This is a genomic window from Shinella sp. OV683, from assembly GCF_057787725.1.
The window spans coordinates 5,410,043-5,427,569 of the sequence record NZ_CM173543.1; the positions used below are offsets into that span (position 1 = coordinate 5,410,043).

Annotated in this window: 20 protein-coding genes; 11 read left to right on the forward strand and 9 right to left on the reverse strand. The window is 59.4% G+C overall.

All coding sequences use genetic code 11. The annotated features are described in order from the left end of the window. Nucleotides 1-12: 12 nt before the first annotated feature. Nucleotides 13-411, reverse strand: coding sequence for a VOC family protein (locus ACXHRN_RS26190; protein WP_488639185.1), 399 nt, complete (start codon nt 409-411; stop codon nt 13-15). Between the two features lie 269 nt (nt 412-680). Here ACXHRN_RS26190 and ACXHRN_RS26195 point away from each other — a divergent pair, with 269 nt between their 5' ends. Continuing rightward, a complete protein-coding gene (locus ACXHRN_RS26195; protein ID WP_488639186.1) occupies nt 681-1,346 on the forward strand; it encodes a YiaD family glycine zipper/OmpA-like lipoprotein in 666 nt (221 codons plus the stop codon). Nucleotides 1,347-1,405: 59 nt separating this feature from the next. Here the strand turns inward: ACXHRN_RS26195 and ACXHRN_RS26200 are convergent, their stop codons facing one another. Continuing rightward, on the reverse strand, nt 1,406-2,044 hold the full coding sequence (locus tag ACXHRN_RS26200; RefSeq protein WP_488639187.1) for a LysE family translocator: 639 nt from the start codon (nt 2,042-2,044) through the stop codon (nt 1,406-1,408). Between the two features lie 245 nt (nt 2,045-2,289). Here ACXHRN_RS26200 and ACXHRN_RS26205 point away from each other — a divergent pair, with 245 nt between their 5' ends. Then, nucleotides 2,290-2,760 (forward strand): hypothetical protein, encoded by a 471-nt coding sequence (locus ACXHRN_RS26205; RefSeq protein ID WP_488639188.1) that lies wholly within the window; start codon nt 2,290-2,292, stop codon nt 2,758-2,760. Nucleotides 2,761-2,822: 62 nt separating this feature from the next. Here ACXHRN_RS26205 and acnA read toward each other — a convergent pair whose 3' ends face one another. Further along, nucleotides 2,823-5,513: an aconitate hydratase AcnA gene (gene acnA, locus ACXHRN_RS26210; RefSeq protein ID WP_488639189.1), complete on the reverse strand. Its 2,691-nt coding sequence runs from the start codon at nt 5,511-5,513 to the stop codon at nt 2,823-2,825. 271 nt (nt 5,514-5,784) lie between these two features. Here acnA and ccmA point away from each other — a divergent pair, with 271 nt between their 5' ends. The 7 genes from ccmA to ACXHRN_RS26245 all read left to right on the forward strand — a co-directional run bounded on the left by ccmA (nt 5,785) and on the right by ACXHRN_RS26245 (nt 9,618). Further along, nucleotides 5,785-6,420, forward strand: coding sequence for a heme ABC exporter ATP-binding protein CcmA (ccmA, locus tag ACXHRN_RS26215; RefSeq protein ID WP_488639190.1), 636 nt, complete (start codon nt 5,785-5,787; stop codon nt 6,418-6,420). Nucleotides 6,421-6,648: 228 nt separating this feature from the next. Beyond that, nucleotides 6,649-7,308, forward strand: a complete 660-nt coding sequence (gene ccmB, locus ACXHRN_RS26220; RefSeq protein ID WP_488639191.1) for a heme exporter protein CcmB — start codon at nt 6,649-6,651, stop codon at nt 7,306-7,308. 68 nt (nt 7,309-7,376) lie between these two features. Beyond that, nucleotides 7,377-8,147: a heme ABC transporter permease gene (locus ACXHRN_RS26225; RefSeq protein ID WP_488639192.1), complete on the forward strand. Its 771-nt coding sequence runs from the start codon at nt 7,377-7,379 to the stop codon at nt 8,145-8,147. Continuing rightward, a complete protein-coding gene (gene ccmD / locus ACXHRN_RS26230) occupies nt 8,144-8,314 on the forward strand; it encodes a heme exporter protein CcmD (RefSeq protein ID WP_488639193.1) in 171 nt (56 codons plus the stop codon). The genes ACXHRN_RS26225 and ccmD overlap by 4 nt, the downstream gene beginning before the upstream one ends. A gap of 8 nt (nt 8,315-8,322) precedes the next feature. Continuing rightward, nucleotides 8,323-8,925, forward strand: a complete 603-nt coding sequence (locus tag ACXHRN_RS26235) for a DsbE family thiol:disulfide interchange protein (protein ID WP_488642035.1) — start codon at nt 8,323-8,325, stop codon at nt 8,923-8,925. A 92-nt stretch (nt 8,926-9,017) separates the two neighbouring features. After that, nucleotides 9,018-9,299: a type II toxin-antitoxin system RelE/ParE family toxin gene (locus ACXHRN_RS26240; protein ID WP_488639194.1), complete on the forward strand. Its 282-nt coding sequence runs from the start codon at nt 9,018-9,020 to the stop codon at nt 9,297-9,299. Nucleotides 9,300-9,318: 19 nt separating this feature from the next. Continuing rightward, nucleotides 9,319-9,618 (forward strand): HigA family addiction module antitoxin, encoded by a 300-nt coding sequence (locus ACXHRN_RS26245; protein ID WP_488639195.1) that lies wholly within the window; start codon nt 9,319-9,321, stop codon nt 9,616-9,618. A gap of 3 nt (nt 9,619-9,621) precedes the next feature. Here ACXHRN_RS26245 and ACXHRN_RS26250 read toward each other — a convergent pair whose 3' ends face one another. From ACXHRN_RS26250 to ACXHRN_RS26275, 6 genes are all read right to left on the reverse strand, one after another. Then, nucleotides 9,622-10,209, reverse strand: coding sequence for a DUF2585 domain-containing protein (locus tag ACXHRN_RS26250; RefSeq protein WP_488639196.1), 588 nt, complete (start codon nt 10,207-10,209; stop codon nt 9,622-9,624). Beyond that, a complete protein-coding gene (locus ACXHRN_RS26255) occupies nt 10,206-10,874 on the reverse strand; it encodes a septation protein A (RefSeq protein ID WP_488639197.1) in 669 nt (222 codons plus the stop codon). The genes ACXHRN_RS26250 and ACXHRN_RS26255 overlap by 4 nt, the downstream gene beginning before the upstream one ends. Before the next feature lie 65 nt (nt 10,875-10,939). Next, entirely contained in the window at nt 10,940-12,412 is a 1,473-nt protein-coding gene (gene ftsY, locus ACXHRN_RS26260) for a signal recognition particle-docking protein FtsY (protein ID WP_488639198.1), read from the reverse strand. 21 nt (nt 12,413-12,433) lie between these two features. Beyond that, nucleotides 12,434-13,708: a tRNA (N(6)-L-threonylcarbamoyladenosine(37)-C(2))-methylthiotransferase MtaB gene (gene mtaB, locus ACXHRN_RS26265; RefSeq protein ID WP_488639199.1), complete on the reverse strand. Its 1,275-nt coding sequence runs from the start codon at nt 13,706-13,708 to the stop codon at nt 12,434-12,436. Then, the gene (gene dapF / locus ACXHRN_RS26270; protein ID WP_488639200.1) at nt 13,705-14,595 is read right to left on the reverse strand and encodes a diaminopimelate epimerase; all 891 of its coding nucleotides are present in this window, start codon (nt 14,593-14,595) and stop codon (nt 13,705-13,707) included. Before dapF ends, mtaB begins: the two co-directional genes overlap by 4 nt. Before the next feature lie 73 nt (nt 14,596-14,668). Beyond that, the gene (locus tag ACXHRN_RS26275; RefSeq protein WP_488639201.1) at nt 14,669-15,682 is read right to left on the reverse strand and encodes an MBL fold metallo-hydrolase; all 1,014 of its coding nucleotides are present in this window, start codon (nt 15,680-15,682) and stop codon (nt 14,669-14,671) included. A gap of 214 nt (nt 15,683-15,896) precedes the next feature. On the opposite strand from ACXHRN_RS26275, the gene ACXHRN_RS26280 reads away from it, so the two are divergent. Both ACXHRN_RS26280 and ACXHRN_RS26285 read left to right on the forward strand, forming a co-directional pair. Beyond that, nucleotides 15,897-16,667 (forward strand): hypothetical protein, encoded by a 771-nt coding sequence (locus ACXHRN_RS26280; RefSeq protein WP_488639202.1) that lies wholly within the window; start codon nt 15,897-15,899, stop codon nt 16,665-16,667. A gap of 69 nt (nt 16,668-16,736) precedes the next feature. Continuing rightward, nucleotides 16,737-17,510, forward strand: coding sequence for a sulfotransferase family 2 domain-containing protein (locus tag ACXHRN_RS26285; RefSeq protein WP_488639203.1), 774 nt, complete (start codon nt 16,737-16,739; stop codon nt 17,508-17,510). Nucleotides 17,511-17,527: the final 17 nt, after the last annotated feature.

Genomic DNA, 17,527 nt, shown 5'->3' on the forward strand with positions numbered 1-17,527 from the left:
GCACCCTTCACTCTACCGCGAGCCGAAGCGCGCCTTTGCCGCGTCGGTGACCGGCATGAAGAAGGCGACGATGTTGCCTTCCGGATCGCGCATCTGCAGCGAACGATTGCCCCACGGCATCATCTTGGGTTCGTGGACGAAATCGACCTTGCCCTGCAAACGCTCAAACTCGGCATCGATGTCGTCGACGCGGAATTCGATGATTGCGGTGCGATTGGCGCCGGGCTCCGCACTGCCCTCCTTGAACAAGGCCACGGTCTCGGCGCTTCCTAGGGCAAGCGTGGCGGTGGGCGTAACGATTTCGGCGAAGACCGGCACAAGCCACTCCGCCGATTGAGCGGTGACCATCTCGTAAAACTCCACCATGGCTTTGATATCAGCGCAAATCAGTCGGGTTGAGGCAAATTTCATTGAGGACTCCGCTGGATTGTTTTCGGCAATTTAAGTCGAGAGGCTTTTACGCCAGTTCGATTCCTCAATTTGGCAGTATCACACCGGTTGCGGCGGCGCGCGGATGGTCACCGCTTGATCAGCGTCCTGACGCCGGCCAAGCAGCCGCACCGTACTCGCGACAGAGATCTGTGCACGATTGCCCTTGATCAGCGGCGGTTCGCCAAAACGCTCCTCATTTTGCCGCAATTATTCTATCTTGCGGACTGCGGCATCATGGAGGGAACACGGTGATCAAGCGATTCATGCTACTTGCGCTTTGCGCAACCTATCTGTCGGCCTGCACGACGACGGATCCTTATACGGGCGAGAAGAAAGTCTCCAACACGACAAGCGGCGCGGTGATCGGCGCGAGCCTCGGCGCCTTGGCCGGCCTCGCCGTCGGCAAACCCGGTGTCGGCAAGCGCAATGCGGCGCTGATCGGCGCGGCGGTTGGTGCGTTGGCCGGCGGCGCTGTCGGCAACTATATGGACACCCAGGAGTCCGAATTGCGGGCCCAGCTCGAGGGAACCGGAGTTTCCGTGACCCGCAAGGGCGAACGGATCATTCTCAACATGCCGTCCAACATCACCTTTGCGACCGACCAGGATGCGGTGATGCCGGAATTCTACCCGACGCTCAACTCGGTCGCGCTGGTACTGAAGAAATTCAACAAGACGCTGGTCGATGTCGCGGGCAACACCGACTCGACTGGCAGCGCCGAGCACAATCAGGCACTGTCGGAACGCCGCGCCGTTTCGGTCGCGAACTATCTGGGTTCGCAGGGTGTCGACGTGCGCCGCATGGCTGCCATCGGCAATGGGGCTGACCTGCCGATCGCCTCCAATGCCACCCCGGATGGCCGCGCGCAAAATCGCCGCGTCGAAATCTCGATTTCGCCGCTCAAGGCTGCCTGATCGGGTCTGGCTTGACGAAAAAATCGGAGACGCCGCCTTGCTGGGCGGCGTTTTTGCATTCACACCTGCGTCGTCAGCATCTTCACCCCGGCAAAGGCAAAGAACGCGCCCATCGTCGCCTCGATATAGCGGCGCGCCTTGCGGTAGCCGGCAACGACCGGCGACGTGGAGAACATCAGCGCCATCGCGTTGAGCGACAGAAGGCCGATGCTGAGGCAGCCGACGATATAGACGGCCATGATGGAGGCCGGTGCACCGCTGGGGAGCCCGAGCGATACCAGCGAAATCCAGATAAATATCGCCTTGGGATTGGTGAGGTGCAGCAGGAAGCCTTTCAGATAAAGGCGTCCGAGCGTTTCGCCGCCGTTGCCGGACGCGTGTCGGACTGCGTCATCCGTAGACGCTGCACTCCTGAAAGCCTTCCAGGCGAGATAGAGCAAATAGAGCCCGCCCGCGATTTTGATGACAACGAGCAATTCGGCGTAGGCGGCGATCAGCGCAGCAAGGCCGATCGCTGAAAGGCTGGCCCAGACCAGCGAGCCCGTCATGATGCCGGTTGCAAACGCCATTCCAGCCTTGCGACCCTTGGTCATCGACGTGTTGATCAACGCCACCACCGCCGGGCCGGGGCTGACGACAGCGATGAAATACACCGACCATGCAGCGGCGAGATAGGGCAGATATTCGCTAGCAGACATTTGTGCACATCCTCCGGAGAGAGAGTGAGACCCTAAGCCACAGGCCTGTCGCGAAATAACGAAAAAAATTGACGTCAGGTTCACAGAAATTGATCAAGGGCACCGGATCTCGGTGGACTAGCAAATCTTATAGGTGCATTTGCTTCATCATAGCTTGACAGGGTTGTGCTGTATGTTCACGATTTGATCAATTTCATTGGAATCAATACGTAGTCAATTTTTCGGGCCAACATAAGGAGTCTGATGTGAATCTTCGCGCAGCTTTAAGATTAATATCAAATCAGTTGGGTCAAACCGGCCAGCTTTATAGTCACATTGACGTTATTCGCGAACTGCGCAAAAAATATCCTGAGTTGGTTACTGCCAATTCTCGCAGACTCGAGGACGTCGCCTTGAAGCGTTTGTTGGCTGACGTTGACGCAAAGCAGGTTCGCAATTTTGACTCGACTCAAGGGGAGCTTTTTTCAGAGCTTGTTGGAATACCGGCGTCGTTCGACGCAAGAAAATTTGGACTATCGAATGAAAAAGGTGCGCGAATTTTAAGCCGCAACCTAAGTGTCAGACATCTGCGATTTCTCATTGCGGCTCCAGAAATGCCACAACGAGAATCTTCTTATAAGAAAAGACTGAAACTGCTCTTGGAAAAGATTGAAGGACACTTCAGTTCCGAAGACGAAATAATCACCAAAGTTCTCGAAAAATCGAGGAAGAGTTAGGTCCTTGGATTAAGACACCGCCGGGATTACTCCCGGCGGCTTGCTTGTTCTGCACCGTGAAATCAAGCCGCCAGATCGCGCAGCACCGTCTGCAGGATGCCGCCATTGTGGTAGTAGTCGATCTCGTCGAGCGTATCGATGCGGCAGATGATGGGGATTTCCTTCACCGATCCGTCGCCGTAGGTCACCTTGGCGACCGTCTTCTGACGCGGCTTGATCGTGGCCAGACCCTCGATCGTCACGATCTCGTCGCCCTTGAGGCCAAGCGATGCCCAGCCAGCGCCTTCCTCGAAGACGAAGGGCACGATGCCCATACCGACGAGGTTGGAGCGGTGGATACGCTCGAAGGACTGGGCGATGACGGCGCGGACGCCGAGCAGGTTGGTGCCCTTGGCAGCCCAGTCGCGCGACGAGCCGTTGCCATATTCGACACCGGCGAAGATGACGAGCGGAACGCCTTCTTCCTTGTACATCATGGCCGCATCGTAGATCGACATCTCCTCCTTCGACGGATAGTGGATGGTGTAGCCACCTTCCTTGCCGTTCGGCCCGAGCATGTGGTTGCGGATGCGGATATTGGCGAAGGTGCCACGCATCATCACTTCATGATTGCCGCGACGGGTGCCGTACTGGTTGAAGTCCGCGACACCAACGCCATGGTCGATGAGGTAGGCACCAGCCGGCGATGCTGCCTTGATCGAACCGGCCGGCGAGATGTGGTCGGTGGTGATCTTGTCGCCGAACAGGCCGAGCACGCGCGCGCCCTTGATGTCGGTGACGCCACCGGCCTTGAGGCCCATGCCGACGAAGTAGGGTGGGTTCTGCACATAGGTCGAGTTGTCGTCCCAGGCATAGGTCTTGCCGTCGGGGATCTGAACGGCCTGCCAGTTCTCGTCACCCTTGAAGACATCAGCGTATTTCGACGCGTAGAGTTCGCGCGTCACATACTTCATGATGAATTCCTGGATCTCCTTGGAGGAGGGCCAGATATCCTTGAGGTAGACCGGGTTGCCCTGCTGGTCTTCGCCGATCGGCTCGGAGGTCAGGTCTTTCTGCACTGAGCCGGCCAGCGCGTAGGCCACGACCAGCGGCGGCGAAGCCAGGTAGTTTGCCTGGACGTCCGGAGACACGCGGCCTTCGAAATTACGATTGCCGGAGAGTACGCCGGCGGCAATCAGGCCCTTGTCGTTGATGGTCTTGGAAATCGGCGCCGGCAGCGGGCCGGAATTGCCGATGCATGTCGTGCAGCCGAAGCCGACGAGATTGAAGCCCAGTGCATCGAGATCGGTCTGCAGGCCGGACTTCGACAGATATTCGGCGACTACCTGTGATCCCGGTGCCAGCGAGGTCTTGACCCACGGCTTGGACTTCAGGCCCTTGGCGACAGCGTTGCGGGCCAGCAGGCCGGCGGCGATCAGTACCGAGGGGTTTGAGGTGTTGGTGCACGACGTGATGGCGGCAATCGCCACATCGCCATGGCCGAGATCGTAGTCGGTGCCTTCGACCGGGTAGCGGTTGGTCAACTGGCCCGGCTTCTTGTAGTCGCCTTCGAGAGCGGCTGCAAAGCCGGGCGCAATGCCTTCAAGCGCGATGCGGCCTTCCGGACGCTTCGGGCCGGCCATCGACGGCACGACATCGCCGAGATCGAGCTCCAGCGTGTCGGTGAAGACCAGATCGGCACCGTCACCCGTGCGCCACATGTCCTGCGCCTTGGAATAGGCTTCGACGAGGGCAATGCGGTCGGTTTCGCGGCCGGACATGGTGAGGTAGTTGATGGTTTCGCCATCGACCGGGAAGAAGCCGCAGGTGGCACCATATTCCGGACCCATATTGCCGATGGTGGCGCGGTCGGCGAGCGACATCGAATCAAGGCCGGGGCCGAAGAATTCGACGAACTTCGAAACAACGCCCTTCTTGCGCAGCATCTGCACCACGGTCAGTACCAGGTCGGTGGCGGTGACGCCTTCCTTGACCTTGCCGGTGAGCTTGAAGCCGATGACCTCAGGCAGCAGCATGGAAACCGGCTGGCCGAGCATGGCGGCTTCGGCTTCGATGCCACCGACGCCCCAGCCGAGCACGCCGAGACCGTTGATCATCGTCGTGTGCGAATCAGTGCCGACGCAGGTGTCGGGATAGGCAACTGTTTCGCCGTCTTCTTCGCGGATCCACACGGTCTGGCCGAGATACTCAAGATTCACCTGGTGACAGATGCCAGTGCCCGGGGGCACGACCCGGAAGTTTTCGAATGCCTGCTGGCCCCACTTGAGGAAGCGGTAGCGCTCGCCGTTGCGCTCATATTCAAGCTCGACATTGCGGGCGAGAGCGGTGCGGGTGCCGAATTCGTCGACGATGACGGAGTGGTCGATGACGAGGTCGACGGGAACCAGCGGGTTGATCTTTTCCGGGTCGCCACCGAGCGATGCCATCGCATCGCGCATCGCGGCGAGGTCAACGACGGCGGGAACGCCGGTGAAGTCCTGCATCAGCACGCGAGCCGGGCGATAGGCGATTTCGTATTCGGTCTTGCCCTTGTTGACCAGCCAGTCGGCAACCGCCTGGATGTCTTCCTTGGTGACGGAACGGTCGTCTTCATTGCGGAGGAGATTCTCGAGCAGAACCTTCATGGAATAGGGAAGTTTTGAAACACCCGTAAGGCCGTTGGCCTCGGCCTTGGGGAGGCTGTAATAGACATAGTTTTTGCCGTTGACCGTCAGCGTCGAGCGGCATTTGAAACTATCGAGAGAGTGCGACATGGGTTGACCCGTTTCGTCTGATCAGCTTGAACTGACGTGCGAACGCCCGGCGCGGGAAGCGCTTGATGGGATGCGGGTACAGCCATTTCCGCTGTCCGCACGCGAAATTGCTTAAGCCGCAATTCCAAGTTCGGCGCTAGGATGATATTCACGCCGGCTGCTGGCGCGATTGCGGACCTTATAGATAATTTCTAAACAAGGTTCCATACATACCAAGGTCATATAAAAAATATTTTTGCATTGCGGCGAAAAGCGTCGTTCGGAGGTAGGTGTGACGCGATTGGAAGTCCGGAATCTCTCGGCGATCAGAGGGGAAGAACGAATATTTTCCGGCCTGGCATTTTCACTGGATTCAGGCGATGCCCTGATGGTTCGCGGCCGCAATGGCAGCGGCAAATCCACCCTTCTGCGGGTGTTGGCCGGCCTGCTTTCCCAGGATGGCGGCGAGGTGAAAATTTATGATGCGGCAGGGGTGATTCCCCGTGCCGCCGAGGCGTGTCATTATCTCGGTCACCGCAATGCAATGAAGCGCGAACTGACGGTGGAAGAAAACCTGCGGTTCTGGAAAAATCTGATGGGCGATTTCGCCGGCGGCAAGAGCCTCGATCCGGAAGATGCCGCCGAGGCGCTCGGTCTCGAAAGCCTACTGCATCTACCCTTCGGCTACCTCTCGGCCGGCCAGCAGCGCCGCATGGCAATGGCGAAACTGCTTTGCGCCTGGCGGCCGGTGTGGCTACTCGACGAGCCCACCGCGGCGCTGGATGTGCAATCCGAAGAGATTTTTGCCGGACTGATGCAGGCGCATCGAGCAAGGGGCGGGATGGTGGTTGCGGCGACGCATCAGGAGTTGGGGCTGGATGGGGCGCAGGAGCTGGTGATGAAGGGGTTTGAGTATGCTGCGAGTTGAACCCGACGCATTTGTTTCGGCGCCAGCTTACCCCCCTCTGCCCTGCCGGGCATCTCCCCCACAAGGGGGGAGAGTGGCTGTCGGCTTGCTCCCTGCCTCACTGGAAGAAGCGCTGAGCAACGGATGCGCAGTTGTGGATGACGCGGCCGCTCCATCTGCTCTCCCCCCTTGTGGGGGAGATGCCCGGCAGGGCAGAGGGGGGTATGGCCCCGGATCGCGAGAGCGCCCATGATCGCCCTCTTCCTCCGCGACCTCAAACTCGGCTTCCGTGCCGGTGGTGGCGTGCTTACAGGCGTGCTGTTTTTCATGACCATCGTTGCCGTCATCCCATTCGGCGTCGGGCCGGACCTGAAGCTGCTGGCGCGAATCGGGCCGGCAATCCTCTGGGTTGGCGCATTGCTCGCCTCGCTGCTTGGTCTCGACCGCCTCTTCCAGGCGGAGCGCGAGGATGGTTCGCTCGATCTGCTGCTGATGCAGGAAACGCCGTTGCCGCTGATCGTGCTGGTCAAATGCCTGGCGCATTGGGTGTCGGCCGTGCTGCCGCTGATCGTCGCCTCACCGCTGCTCAGCCTGTTCATGAATATGGACGAGATCTCTATCGGTGCCTTGATGCTGACGCTACTGGCGGGATCGCCAGCGATCACGTTTATCGGTGCGGCCGGTGCTGCGGTCGCCGTTGCCTTGCCGCGCGGCGGGTTGATCGTCTCCATTCTTGTGCTGCCGCTGACCGTGCCGGTGCTGATTTTCGGCGTGTCGGCCGTTTATGCTGCGGTGGAAGAGCCCGCGCCGTTTCTGCCGCCGTTCATGGCGCTGGTCGCGCTCAGTCTGTTCTTCGCAGTGCTCGGCCCGCTGGCAGCGGCGCTGGCGCTGCGGGCTTCGTCGGAATGACAGGAAAGTGAGGCCGTCTATGATGTGGATCAATTGCAGCCTCGGACCAAAAACGCTATGAGATCGCCATGACCGAAACGAGCCTTCCCATTTCCAGGATCTCGGCACTTGCCAACCCGACGCGCTTTCTCGCGCTCGCGGGCAGGATCCTGCCGTGGCTCGCCGGATTGACCTTCGTCTGTCTCGCGGCCGGAGTGTGGCTGAGCTTCACAACCGAAGGCGACTACCAGCAGGGCGAGACGGTGCGGATCATGTATATCCATGTCCCGTCGGCCTGGCTGTCTATGATGTGCTACACGGTCATGGCGATTGCGGCGCTCGGCACACTTGTCTGGCGCCATCCACTGGCCGATGTGGCGGCAAAGACGGCAGCACCGATCGGCGCGACCTTCACCTTTCTGGCGCTGATCACCGGCTCGCTCTGGGGCAAGCCGATGTGGGGCACATGGTGGGTGTGGGACGCACGACTGACCTCCGTCTTCATTCTCTTCCTGATGTATCTCGGGCTGATCGCCTTCAACCGTGCCATGGATGATCCGGGTCGTGCGGCACGTGTCAGCGCCATCATGATCCTGGTCGGCTTCGTCAACATCCCGATCATCAAGTTTTCGGTGGAATGGTGGAATACGCTGCACCAGCCGGCAAGCGTCATGCGGCTTGGTGGTTCGACCATCGACCCGGAATTCCTGCGGCCGCTGCTGGTGATGGCGATCGGCTTCACGTTGTTGTTTTTCACGCTGCATCTGATGGCGATGCGCAACGAGATCTGGCGGCGGCGGATTTCCGTGATGCGCAGGCATGCCGCCCGCGCCGCGCAAGCCGGGAGTGAAGGCCGTTGACCCATGCGTTCTATATCTACTCCGCTTGGGGAGTGTCCGCCGTCACTGTGCTGGGCGTGGTCGGTTACACGCTGGTCGAGAATTTCCGCCTGCAGGCAGAGCTGAAGCGGCTGGAAGCCAAGGGAATTCGGCGGCGTTCTGCAGAACCGCAGGGCGGAAAAAAGTGACCAGTCAAATGCTTCCGGAAATCCCCCAGCCACCATCCAGGTCGCGCCGCATCGTCGTCGCGCTGATCCCGCTCATCCTGTTTCTCGGCCTTGCCGGAATCTTCATGAAACAGCTCATCTCCGGCGGAGATACATCGGTGTTGCCCTCGGCACTGATTGGCAAGCCTGCGCCGACGCTCATGCTCGCGCCACTCGATGGCGCAGTGATTGCCGGCAAGCCAGCACCGGCGCTGACGACGGAGGCGATCAAGGGCAAGCTGACGCTGGTCAATGTCTGGGCATCATGGTGCATTCCCTGCCGACAGGAACATCCCGTCATTCTGGGTCTGTCGCGCGATGACCGCCTGAATGTCGTCGGCATCAACTACAAGGACCGCAACGATGCGGCGCTGGGCTTCCTCGGCGAACTTGGCAATCCCTTCAAGGCGATCGGTGTCGATCCGAAGGGTGCTGCAGCCATCGACTGGGGCGTCTATGGCATCCCCGAATCCTTCCTCGTCAGTCCCGACGGCGTGATCCTCTACAAGCATGTCGGCCCATTCGATGACAATTCGGTGCAGAACGAGCTGTTGCCGGCGATCGAGAAGGCTGTACGTGGAGCGCAGGGCTGATTTGGCCCAATCAAAATTTAGTATCATTTATTGATACGCTCATATTGACTTACATTCGTATCAATCTATGATACCGGCAATAGGGGCCAAACGTGATCTGCTCCTTTAAGGACAAGCTTACTGAGTCGATCGCTAGCGGCACTGTGAAGAAGGGTTTTCCGGCAGATTTGGTGCGCCGCGCTCAACAGCTTCTAATCGTGTTGAAAGCCGCCGGCGATTTGAGTGAATTGCGCTCTCCACCTGGCAATCGGCTTGAGAAGCTTTCTGTTGATCGTGACGGCCAGCATTCCATTCGGATAAATAAACAATGGCGAATTTGTTTTGTCTGGACCGATGCCGGTCCTGATGAGGTTGAGATCACAGACTACCGTTAACGACCATGAGGAAACCACCATGCTCCGCGACATGCTTCCCGCCATTCATCCCGGCGAAATTCTGCGGGAGATCTATTTGGAGCCTCTTGAAATGACACCCTATGCGCTGGCGAAGAGCCTCAAGGTTCCTCGTACTCGTATCGAGCGGATCGTGGCGGAGAAGATCGGCATCAGTGCCGATACGGCTTTGCGCCTTGGCAAGTTCTTCAAGACCACGCCGCAGTTCTGGCTCAACATGCAGGCGAGTTACGATATCAAGATTGCAGAGGCCGCCATGAAGGATGAACTCGCTGAAATTCCTGAGCTGGAAGCTGCCTGAGGGCTAAACCCCGCCCTGCCAGACCTTGATCGCATCCACCGGATAGATCAGCATCAGCACATTGAGGGTGAGATTGTCGCGGATTAGTATTGCCGTGGTGATCTCGGCGATCACGGCCAGCGCGATCGTCACCCAGATCGGCAGGCGCCAGGCGGCGAGGAAGCCGAGTGCCATGAATACTGTATCCATGCCCGAATTGAGGATGGAGTCGCCTACATAGTCGTAGGCGATGGTGGCGGCGCGATAGCGATTGATGATCAGCGGACTGTTTTCGAGGATTTCCCAGCCGGCCTCGATCAGCGTGGCAAAGCCAAGGCGAAAGGCGATCGAGCGTTTACGAAACAGCAGCCAGCCGAGCCCATAGAACAGGAAGCCATGGATGATATGGCTCGGCGTGTACCAGTCCGACAGATGCTGCGAATTGCCGGCCGAATGCACTTGGCTTTCGAACAGCTTTACATAGCCGCAGGTGCAAATCCAGACGCGGCCCATCAGCCGCTCGGTGATGACTTGGATGAGGAGAATGGCAAGGAAGATGCAAAGCCCGATGGCAAGCTGGCGTCTGACGTCCGGTTGGCTTTGCGGCATCATTGCTCCTTGGCGTCGATGGAATGCTTCATGATCAGCGGCATCTGGCTGAGCGTGAACAGGAAGGTGATGGGCATCGTGCCCCAGACCTTGAACAGCACCCAAAGATCGTCGGCGCGCTTGGTATCGGGCAGGTAATACCAGTTGAGACCGCGCCAGGCGACTTCGTTCATCACGGCGAGAAACAGGAAGAACAGCCCCCAGCGCAGCGTTAGCTTGTTCCAGCCCTCGTCATCCAGCTGGAAGGCTGAATTGAAGACATAGCCGAGCAGCGAACGCCCAAACACAAGGCCGCCGAGCAGGATGACGCCGAACAGCGTGTTGATGATGGTCGGCTTCATCTTGATGAACATCTCGTTCTGAAGCCAGATCGACAGCCCGCCGAAAACCAGCACGACGACCCCAGACACCAATGGCATCAGCGGCAGCTTGCCGATCAGGATCTTGGAAACGACCAGCGAGAGAACGGTTGCGGCCATGAACAGGCCGGTCGCCACGAAGAGCGGACCGCCCAGCGAGGCGAGAAACGGGAATTTCTTGGCGAGCGTTTCGCCGTAGATATTGCCGAAGAAGAACACCAGCAGCGGGCCGAGCTCAAGCACGAGCTTTAGCCCGACATTTTCCTTGGCATGGCCTTCCGGCAATTTCGTTTCGATATTCCCGGCCATGTCTGTCAGTCTTCCGTAAATTCAGTGCTTTTCGCTATAGTCGCAAGCGTAACGGCTGGAAAGCGCTATTTGTTCGTGGCTTGCAGGCCCGCAATGGCTTCGGCGAAGTCACTCGCATTGAACGGTTCGAGATCATCGACGCCTTCGCCGACGCCGATGAAATATATCGGCAGCTTGTGCTTGGCCGAGATCGCCACGAGGATGCCGCCGCGCGCCGTGCCGTCGAGCTTGGTCATCACCAGCCCTGATACGCCGGCGATGTTGCGGAAGATCTCCACCTGGTTCAGCGCATTCTGCCCGGTCGTGGCATCCAGCGTCTGCAGTACGGTATGCGGCGCATCCGGGTCGAGCTTGCCGAGCACCCGGACGATCTTTTCAAGCTCGGCCATCAGCTCTTTCTTGTTCTGCAGCCGGCCGGCGGTGTCGATGATCAGCACGTCATGGCCGGATTGCTTGGCCTTCTCGTAGGCTTCAAACGCAAGGCCGGCGGCATCCGAGCCGAGCTTGCTGGAGACGATGTCGGCGCCGGTCCTTTGTGCCCAGATATGCAATTGCTCGATCGCAGCGGCACGAAATGTATCGCCGGCGGCCAGCATGACCTTGAGGCCCGAGCGCGACAGTTTTGCGGCAAGCTTGCCGATGGTTGTCGTCTTGCCGGTACCATTGACGCCGACGACGAGGATGACATGCGGCTTGTGGCTGAGATCGAGTTCAAGCGGCTTGGCGACCGGCGCCAGCACCTTGGTGATTTCGCCCGCCATGATGCGGCTGACATCGTCGCCGCTGACATCTTTGCCGTAGCGTTCCGACGACAGCGTGTCGGTGATGCGCAATGCGGTCTCGACGCCGAGATCTGCCTGGATCAGCAGGTCTTCCAGATCCTGCAGCGTTTCTTCGTCCAGCTTGCGCTTGGTGAACAGCGATGTGATCTGCGACGAAAGCTGTTGGGATGTGCGGGCAAGCCCCTGGCGCAAACGCTCGATCCAAGTGCGGCGCTTTTCCGGCTCAGCAACAGGTTCGGGCAGGCGCGAGGATGCGGTCGTGAAACCGGCGGGAAGCACAGGCTCGGCTTTCGTGATCGGCTCGACCACGTCTGAGGCCGGATGCTGTTCGTCAGCGATCTCAAGCGCCTGCTGGTCCTCGTCGTGGAGAATATCCTCGACGGTCTCGACCGGCGCGTCCTCTTCCTCACCGATGATCTCGTCGATGATGGACGCGGGAAGGTTTTCTTCCTGATCGCGCAGCGTCTCAAACCGCGCCCGGTCGTCGTCAAGCAACTGCGGCAGATCTTCGGAGAGAACGGCGGGCTCCCTGACTTCGCCGGGCTCGGCGGCATGCTCAGCGTCGGCAGGTGTTGGTGTCGAAAGGTCGGGTTCGTCGGCGGTTTCGGGCGTGAAGGCCGGGGCACTCTCTGCAGGGAAATGCTCGACGGCAGGCGTCGCCTCTTCCAGCACCACGGCTTCTTCCGGGGCCGGAGCAGCCGGCGGCTTGTCTTCCTTGCCGAAGGAAAAGATCTTCTTGATGAAACCTAACGCCATGAAATGCTTTCGGTCAGGCCGTCAGGCCGCCGCCTCCTGAAGGGATTCGGCAATCAGATGCTTGCCGTTGTGGCCGCTGATGCGCACCGGCACGAACATGCGCGGCTTCCAGGTCTTGGCATCAACCAGCGTGAAATTTTCGGTATGCGCCATGCCCGAGTTCTCGATCAGCAGCACCTGCGATGTGCCGACCATTGAGTCGAGATGGGCATGGTGCAGCCGTTCGCCAACAGCGCGAAGACGCGCCGCGCGTTCCTTGATCAGGCCACGATCGAGCTGCGGCATGCGGGCGGCAGGGGTACCCGGTCGGGGCGAGAATGGAAAGACGTGCAGCCGTGAAAGCGCGCATTCCTCGGCAAGCCGCTCGGAATTCAAAAACATCTCTTCGTCTTCGGTGGGAAAACCGGCAATGATGTCGGCGCTGAAACTGATGTCCGGACGGAGCGTACGGGCGCGGTCGGTAAAGGCGATGGCGTCGTCGCGCGCATGCCGGCGCTTCATCCGCTTGAGGATCATGTTGTCGCCGTGCTGCAAGCTGAGGTGCAGATGCGGCATGAAGCGCGGCTCGTCGGCGATCAGATCCCAGAGGTGATCGTCGGCTTCGATACTGTCGATCGACGACAATCTTAGCCGGCTAATCTCCGGCACATGCTTGAGGATCGACTTTGCCAATTGGCCCAGCGACGGAGTGCCGGGCAGGTCGGCGCCGTAGCTGGTGGCATCGACGCCGGTCAGCACGACTTCGCGGTAGCCGCTCTCGGCCAGCATTCGGGCCTGCTCGACGACGGCACCCATCGGCACCGAGCGCGAATTGCCACGGCCGTAGGGGATGATGCAGAAGGTGCAACGATGGTCGCAGCCATTCTGCACCTGGATGAAGGCGCGGACATGGCCGTCAATCAGCTCGACCATCTGCGGTGCGGTGGCCCGCACGCTCATGATGTCGTTCACCCGCAGCTTCTCGCTCGCGGCGACGCCGAAATCCGGCAGCTTGCGGTAGCTGGCAGAAGTGAGCTTTTCTTCGTTGCCAAGCACGGTGTCGACCTCAGGCATTTCGGCGAAAACCGAGCCTTCGGTCTGGGCGGCACAGCCCGTGACGATAATGCGGCTTTCGGGGTTTTCGCGGCGGGCACGGCGAATGGCCTGGCGCGCCTGACGCACGGCCTCGGAGGTTACCGCGCAGGTGTTGAAGATCAACGCGTTGTTGAGACCGGCCTTGCCCGCCTCCGCCTTGATGATCTCGGATTCATAGGTGTTGAGCCGACAGCCGAAGGTGATGACGTCGACCCCGCTCACTGCGCCACCGCCTCCTGCGCATCGCGCGAGAAGCTGCCGCTGGCGGGATCGAGCATGCCGGACCATTCCCATTCGGCCGGGCCTGTCATGACGACATGGTCGTCGTCGCGCCAGACGATATTGAGTGCGCCGCCGCTGGGCATATTGACCTTGACAGTACGCCTCGTGCGGTTAGTGCGTGCGGCGGAAACAGCAGCCGCGCAGGCAGCAGAACCGCAAGCGAGCGTCAGGCCGGCGCCGCGCTCCCAGGTGCGCAGGTCGAGTTCACGATCCGAGCGGATGCGGGCGATCGAGATGTTGGCGCGCTCGGGGAACATCGGATGGTTCTCGAGCAGCGGTCCGAAACGATCGAGCTCGAAATCCCAGACATCGCGATCGACCCAGAAGATTGCATGCGGATTGCCCATCGAGGCGACCGAAGGCGAATGCAGGATGGGATTGTCAATCGGGCCGATCTGCAGCTCGATGCGACGCGTGTCGTGGAATTCTTCCGACAGCGGAATCCTGTTCCAGGCAAATTCCGGCTTGCCCATATCGACGGAAATCGAGCCGTCGTCGTGTTCCTCGGCATTGAGGATGCCGGCGATGGTCTGGAAGGTGAAGGCCTTGCGTCCGGTCTCGGCGGCGAGCGCCTGCACGACGCAACGCGTACCGTTGCCGCATGCCTGGGCAAGAGAGCCGTCGGAATTGATGATGTCGATCCAGGCGTCGGTGCCGTCGGCCTTGGGGTCGTGTATTGCCATGATCTGGTCGAAAGAGGTCAGCGGATTGCCGGCAAGCGCGATGGCGGCTTCCGGCACGACCTTATCCTTGCGGCCACGCATATCCACCACCAGGATCTTGTTTCCCAGCCCGTTCATCTTGGCGAATGGCGTATCGGTGGTCATGCTCTCGGCCGTATGCTTGCAATTTGGCCTCTATATGGAGCAAACAGGTCGAAATTGCCAGTCCTTTCCCGAACTACGCCGGGGGCACATCAAAGGCTTCGCCCGGCCGCAAGGCCCGGAAGCGCGCGGGATCGACCTGCTTTTCCGCCAAGGCCACATCGAGCGCCTTGATCGGCGCATCCGCCGCCTCGTTGGTCAGCTGGAACGTGCCCCAATGATGGCCGATGGCATGGGCGGCATTAGCGAGCACCATTCCTTCCACGGCCTCCTCAGGATTCTGATGCTGCGCCTGCATGAACCAGCGTGGCTCATAGGCGCCGATCGGCAGGTTGGCGAGGCGAAAGCCGCCATGCCTTTCGGCTGCGGCGCGGTAGTTGATGCCGTCGTGAAAGCCCGTATCCCCAATGTGGTAGATTTTGCCGGCAGGTGTCTCGATCACGAAGGCCGCCCAAAGCGCCATCCGCCGGTCGCGCGAACCGCGCGCCGACCAGTGATGACATGGCTCGGTATGGATTGTAATGCCGTTGTCGAGCCGGGTTTCATCGCCCCAATCGGTCACGGACAGGCGAGCCTTGTGCACTGCCTTGCCGATGACAGCATCATTGCCGAGCGGCGTGACGATTCGGGGCGAATGCGCGCGGTGAAGAGCCTTGAGCGTTGCGAGATCGAGATGATCATAATGGTTGTGGGTGACCAGAATGATGTCGATCGGCGGCAGGTCGCCGAGTGCGACCCCCGGCGGATTGTGCCGCTTGGGCCCCGCAAACCAGACGGGGCTGACGCGATCGGACCAGAGAGGGTCGGTGAGGATATTGACGCCGGCGACCTGGATCAGCAGGCTCGCATGCCCGATCATGGTCACACGCAAGCTATCGCCATCGATACGCTCTTCCGGCCTCGTGCCCGCAAAGGGACTGGCAAACAGTTTTGGCCAGATCTCCGCCTTGTCCCGGGTCTTCCATTTCCACAATTCGCGGAAGCCCAAGGGAGCGATGCCGCCCGGATTGAAAAATCGTCTTCCGTTGAAGTGGTCGGATTTCGGCCCCTGATAGTAGCCGTTCCGAACCCGTTTTTCGTTTTCTGCCATCGGCCCTCGGTCACTGCTGGTTTCAGGTTCGAAATAGTCGGCTTCCCGTCGATTTCAAGTCGAACTTTTGCGTCGATCTGCGTTTGAGGGAAATGCGGTTGATGTTCGACCGGCAAAATCCGGTCGTGCCACTCTTCGGGCATGCGTTTGAAAGCTCGCGAGTTGACCTCCATTCGCCAAGGGATTACGGCTTTGCAGAACTGGCGGGGAACGCATGATCGAGTATAAGAAGTTCATCTACCTTGATGTCTACAAAACGGGCAGCACACATATCAACGGGCTGCTTCAGCAGATTTCTCTCGAACCGGAAATACGCCGGAATCGGCACGCGCCGCTCACCAAGGTGCGGCCACTCACCTGGAAGGGCGGCAAGCTGGTCTTTGCCACCGTACGCAATCCGTGGGATTGGTATGTTTCGATGTGGGCCTATGGCCATACCAAGGAAAACCCACTTTACAGCCATATCCGCGACGCGCTCGGAAAGAAGGAACTGGGCAAGCTCTACGATATCGAAAATCCCAAGACGTCGTTTCCACTCTGGCTGTCGTCGATTCATGACCCCGCGTTTCTTGCGAAAGTGCTGGCCGGCCACAGGCTTCCGACGTCCGGTCTGGCGAATTTCATGGGCTTTTACACCTACCGTTTCATGCGGGTAACGCTTCCCTACCCCGAGCTCCTACTTCGCAAGCCATTCATCCGATCGCTGGATGGGGCGATTTCGCTGCAGAAGCGGTTTGCTACCTATGACGTGATGATGAAGAGCGAAACGCTCGACGAGGAATTCGCCGATTTCGTCGTCAAATATCGCGAGCGCTGCGGCTTCATCCACCAGGCCGGCGATCTCGTCAGGGAAAAGGCCGAAAAGCGCAAGAACACTTCGGTGCGGACGCTAGCTTCCTATCGCGACTATTACACTGACGAACTTCGCGATCTCGTTGCTCGACGCGACCGGCTGTTCATCGATCTCTTCGGCTACACGTTCTGAGTGCCCGGCCGGTTTGACCTGGTTAGGAATCCGTCATAAAGACGCGCAACCAAGGCGCATGAGGTGCACATGATCGAGTACGAGAAGTTCATATATCTGGATGTGTACAAGACTGGCAGCACCTATGTCGTTTCGCTTCTCAACAAGCTCATGGCCAAGAAGCCGATGCGCTCGACGCGCCACGCGCCGCTAACCAAAGGCCGGCCCTTCTTTTGGAAAAAGGGCAAATTCGCCTTCGCAACGGTCCGCAACCCGTGGGACTGGTATGTCTCGATGTGGGCCTATTCGATCAAGCAGCCGAATGTGCTGTTTTTCCGCGATGTTCGTACCGCGCTCGGCGAAGAGGGCGCAAAAAAGCTCTTTGATCCGGAGCATCCGAAAGAGTCTTTCGCTATCTGGCTCAAGTCCATCAACGATCCGGTTTTCCTCAAGCAGGTCATGCGCGGTCATCCTTATTCGCGCTCTGCGGTCAACAAGTTTCTCGGCTTCTATTCCTACCGCTTCATCCGTGTGACCACACCGCATCCCGAACTCTTCCTGCACACCTGGTACATGCGTAGCGTGGACGCCGCCATTGCCCACCAGAAGCGCTGGGCGATCTACGACAAGGTGTTCAAGAGCGAGACGCTGACGGAAGAATTTTCCGAATTCGTGCTTGCAAACAAGGAGCGTTGCGGCTTCAAGCCGAATGCTGTGGGAATTCTCAAGCGCAACGCTCCGACGTTGAAGAACACATCCGACCGCACGCTGAAATCCTATCGCGACTATTACACACCCGAGCTGCGTGACCTCGTCGCCAAGCGCGACCGGATGTTCATCGAGCTGTTCGGCTACGAATTCTGATCATGCCACCAAAACGA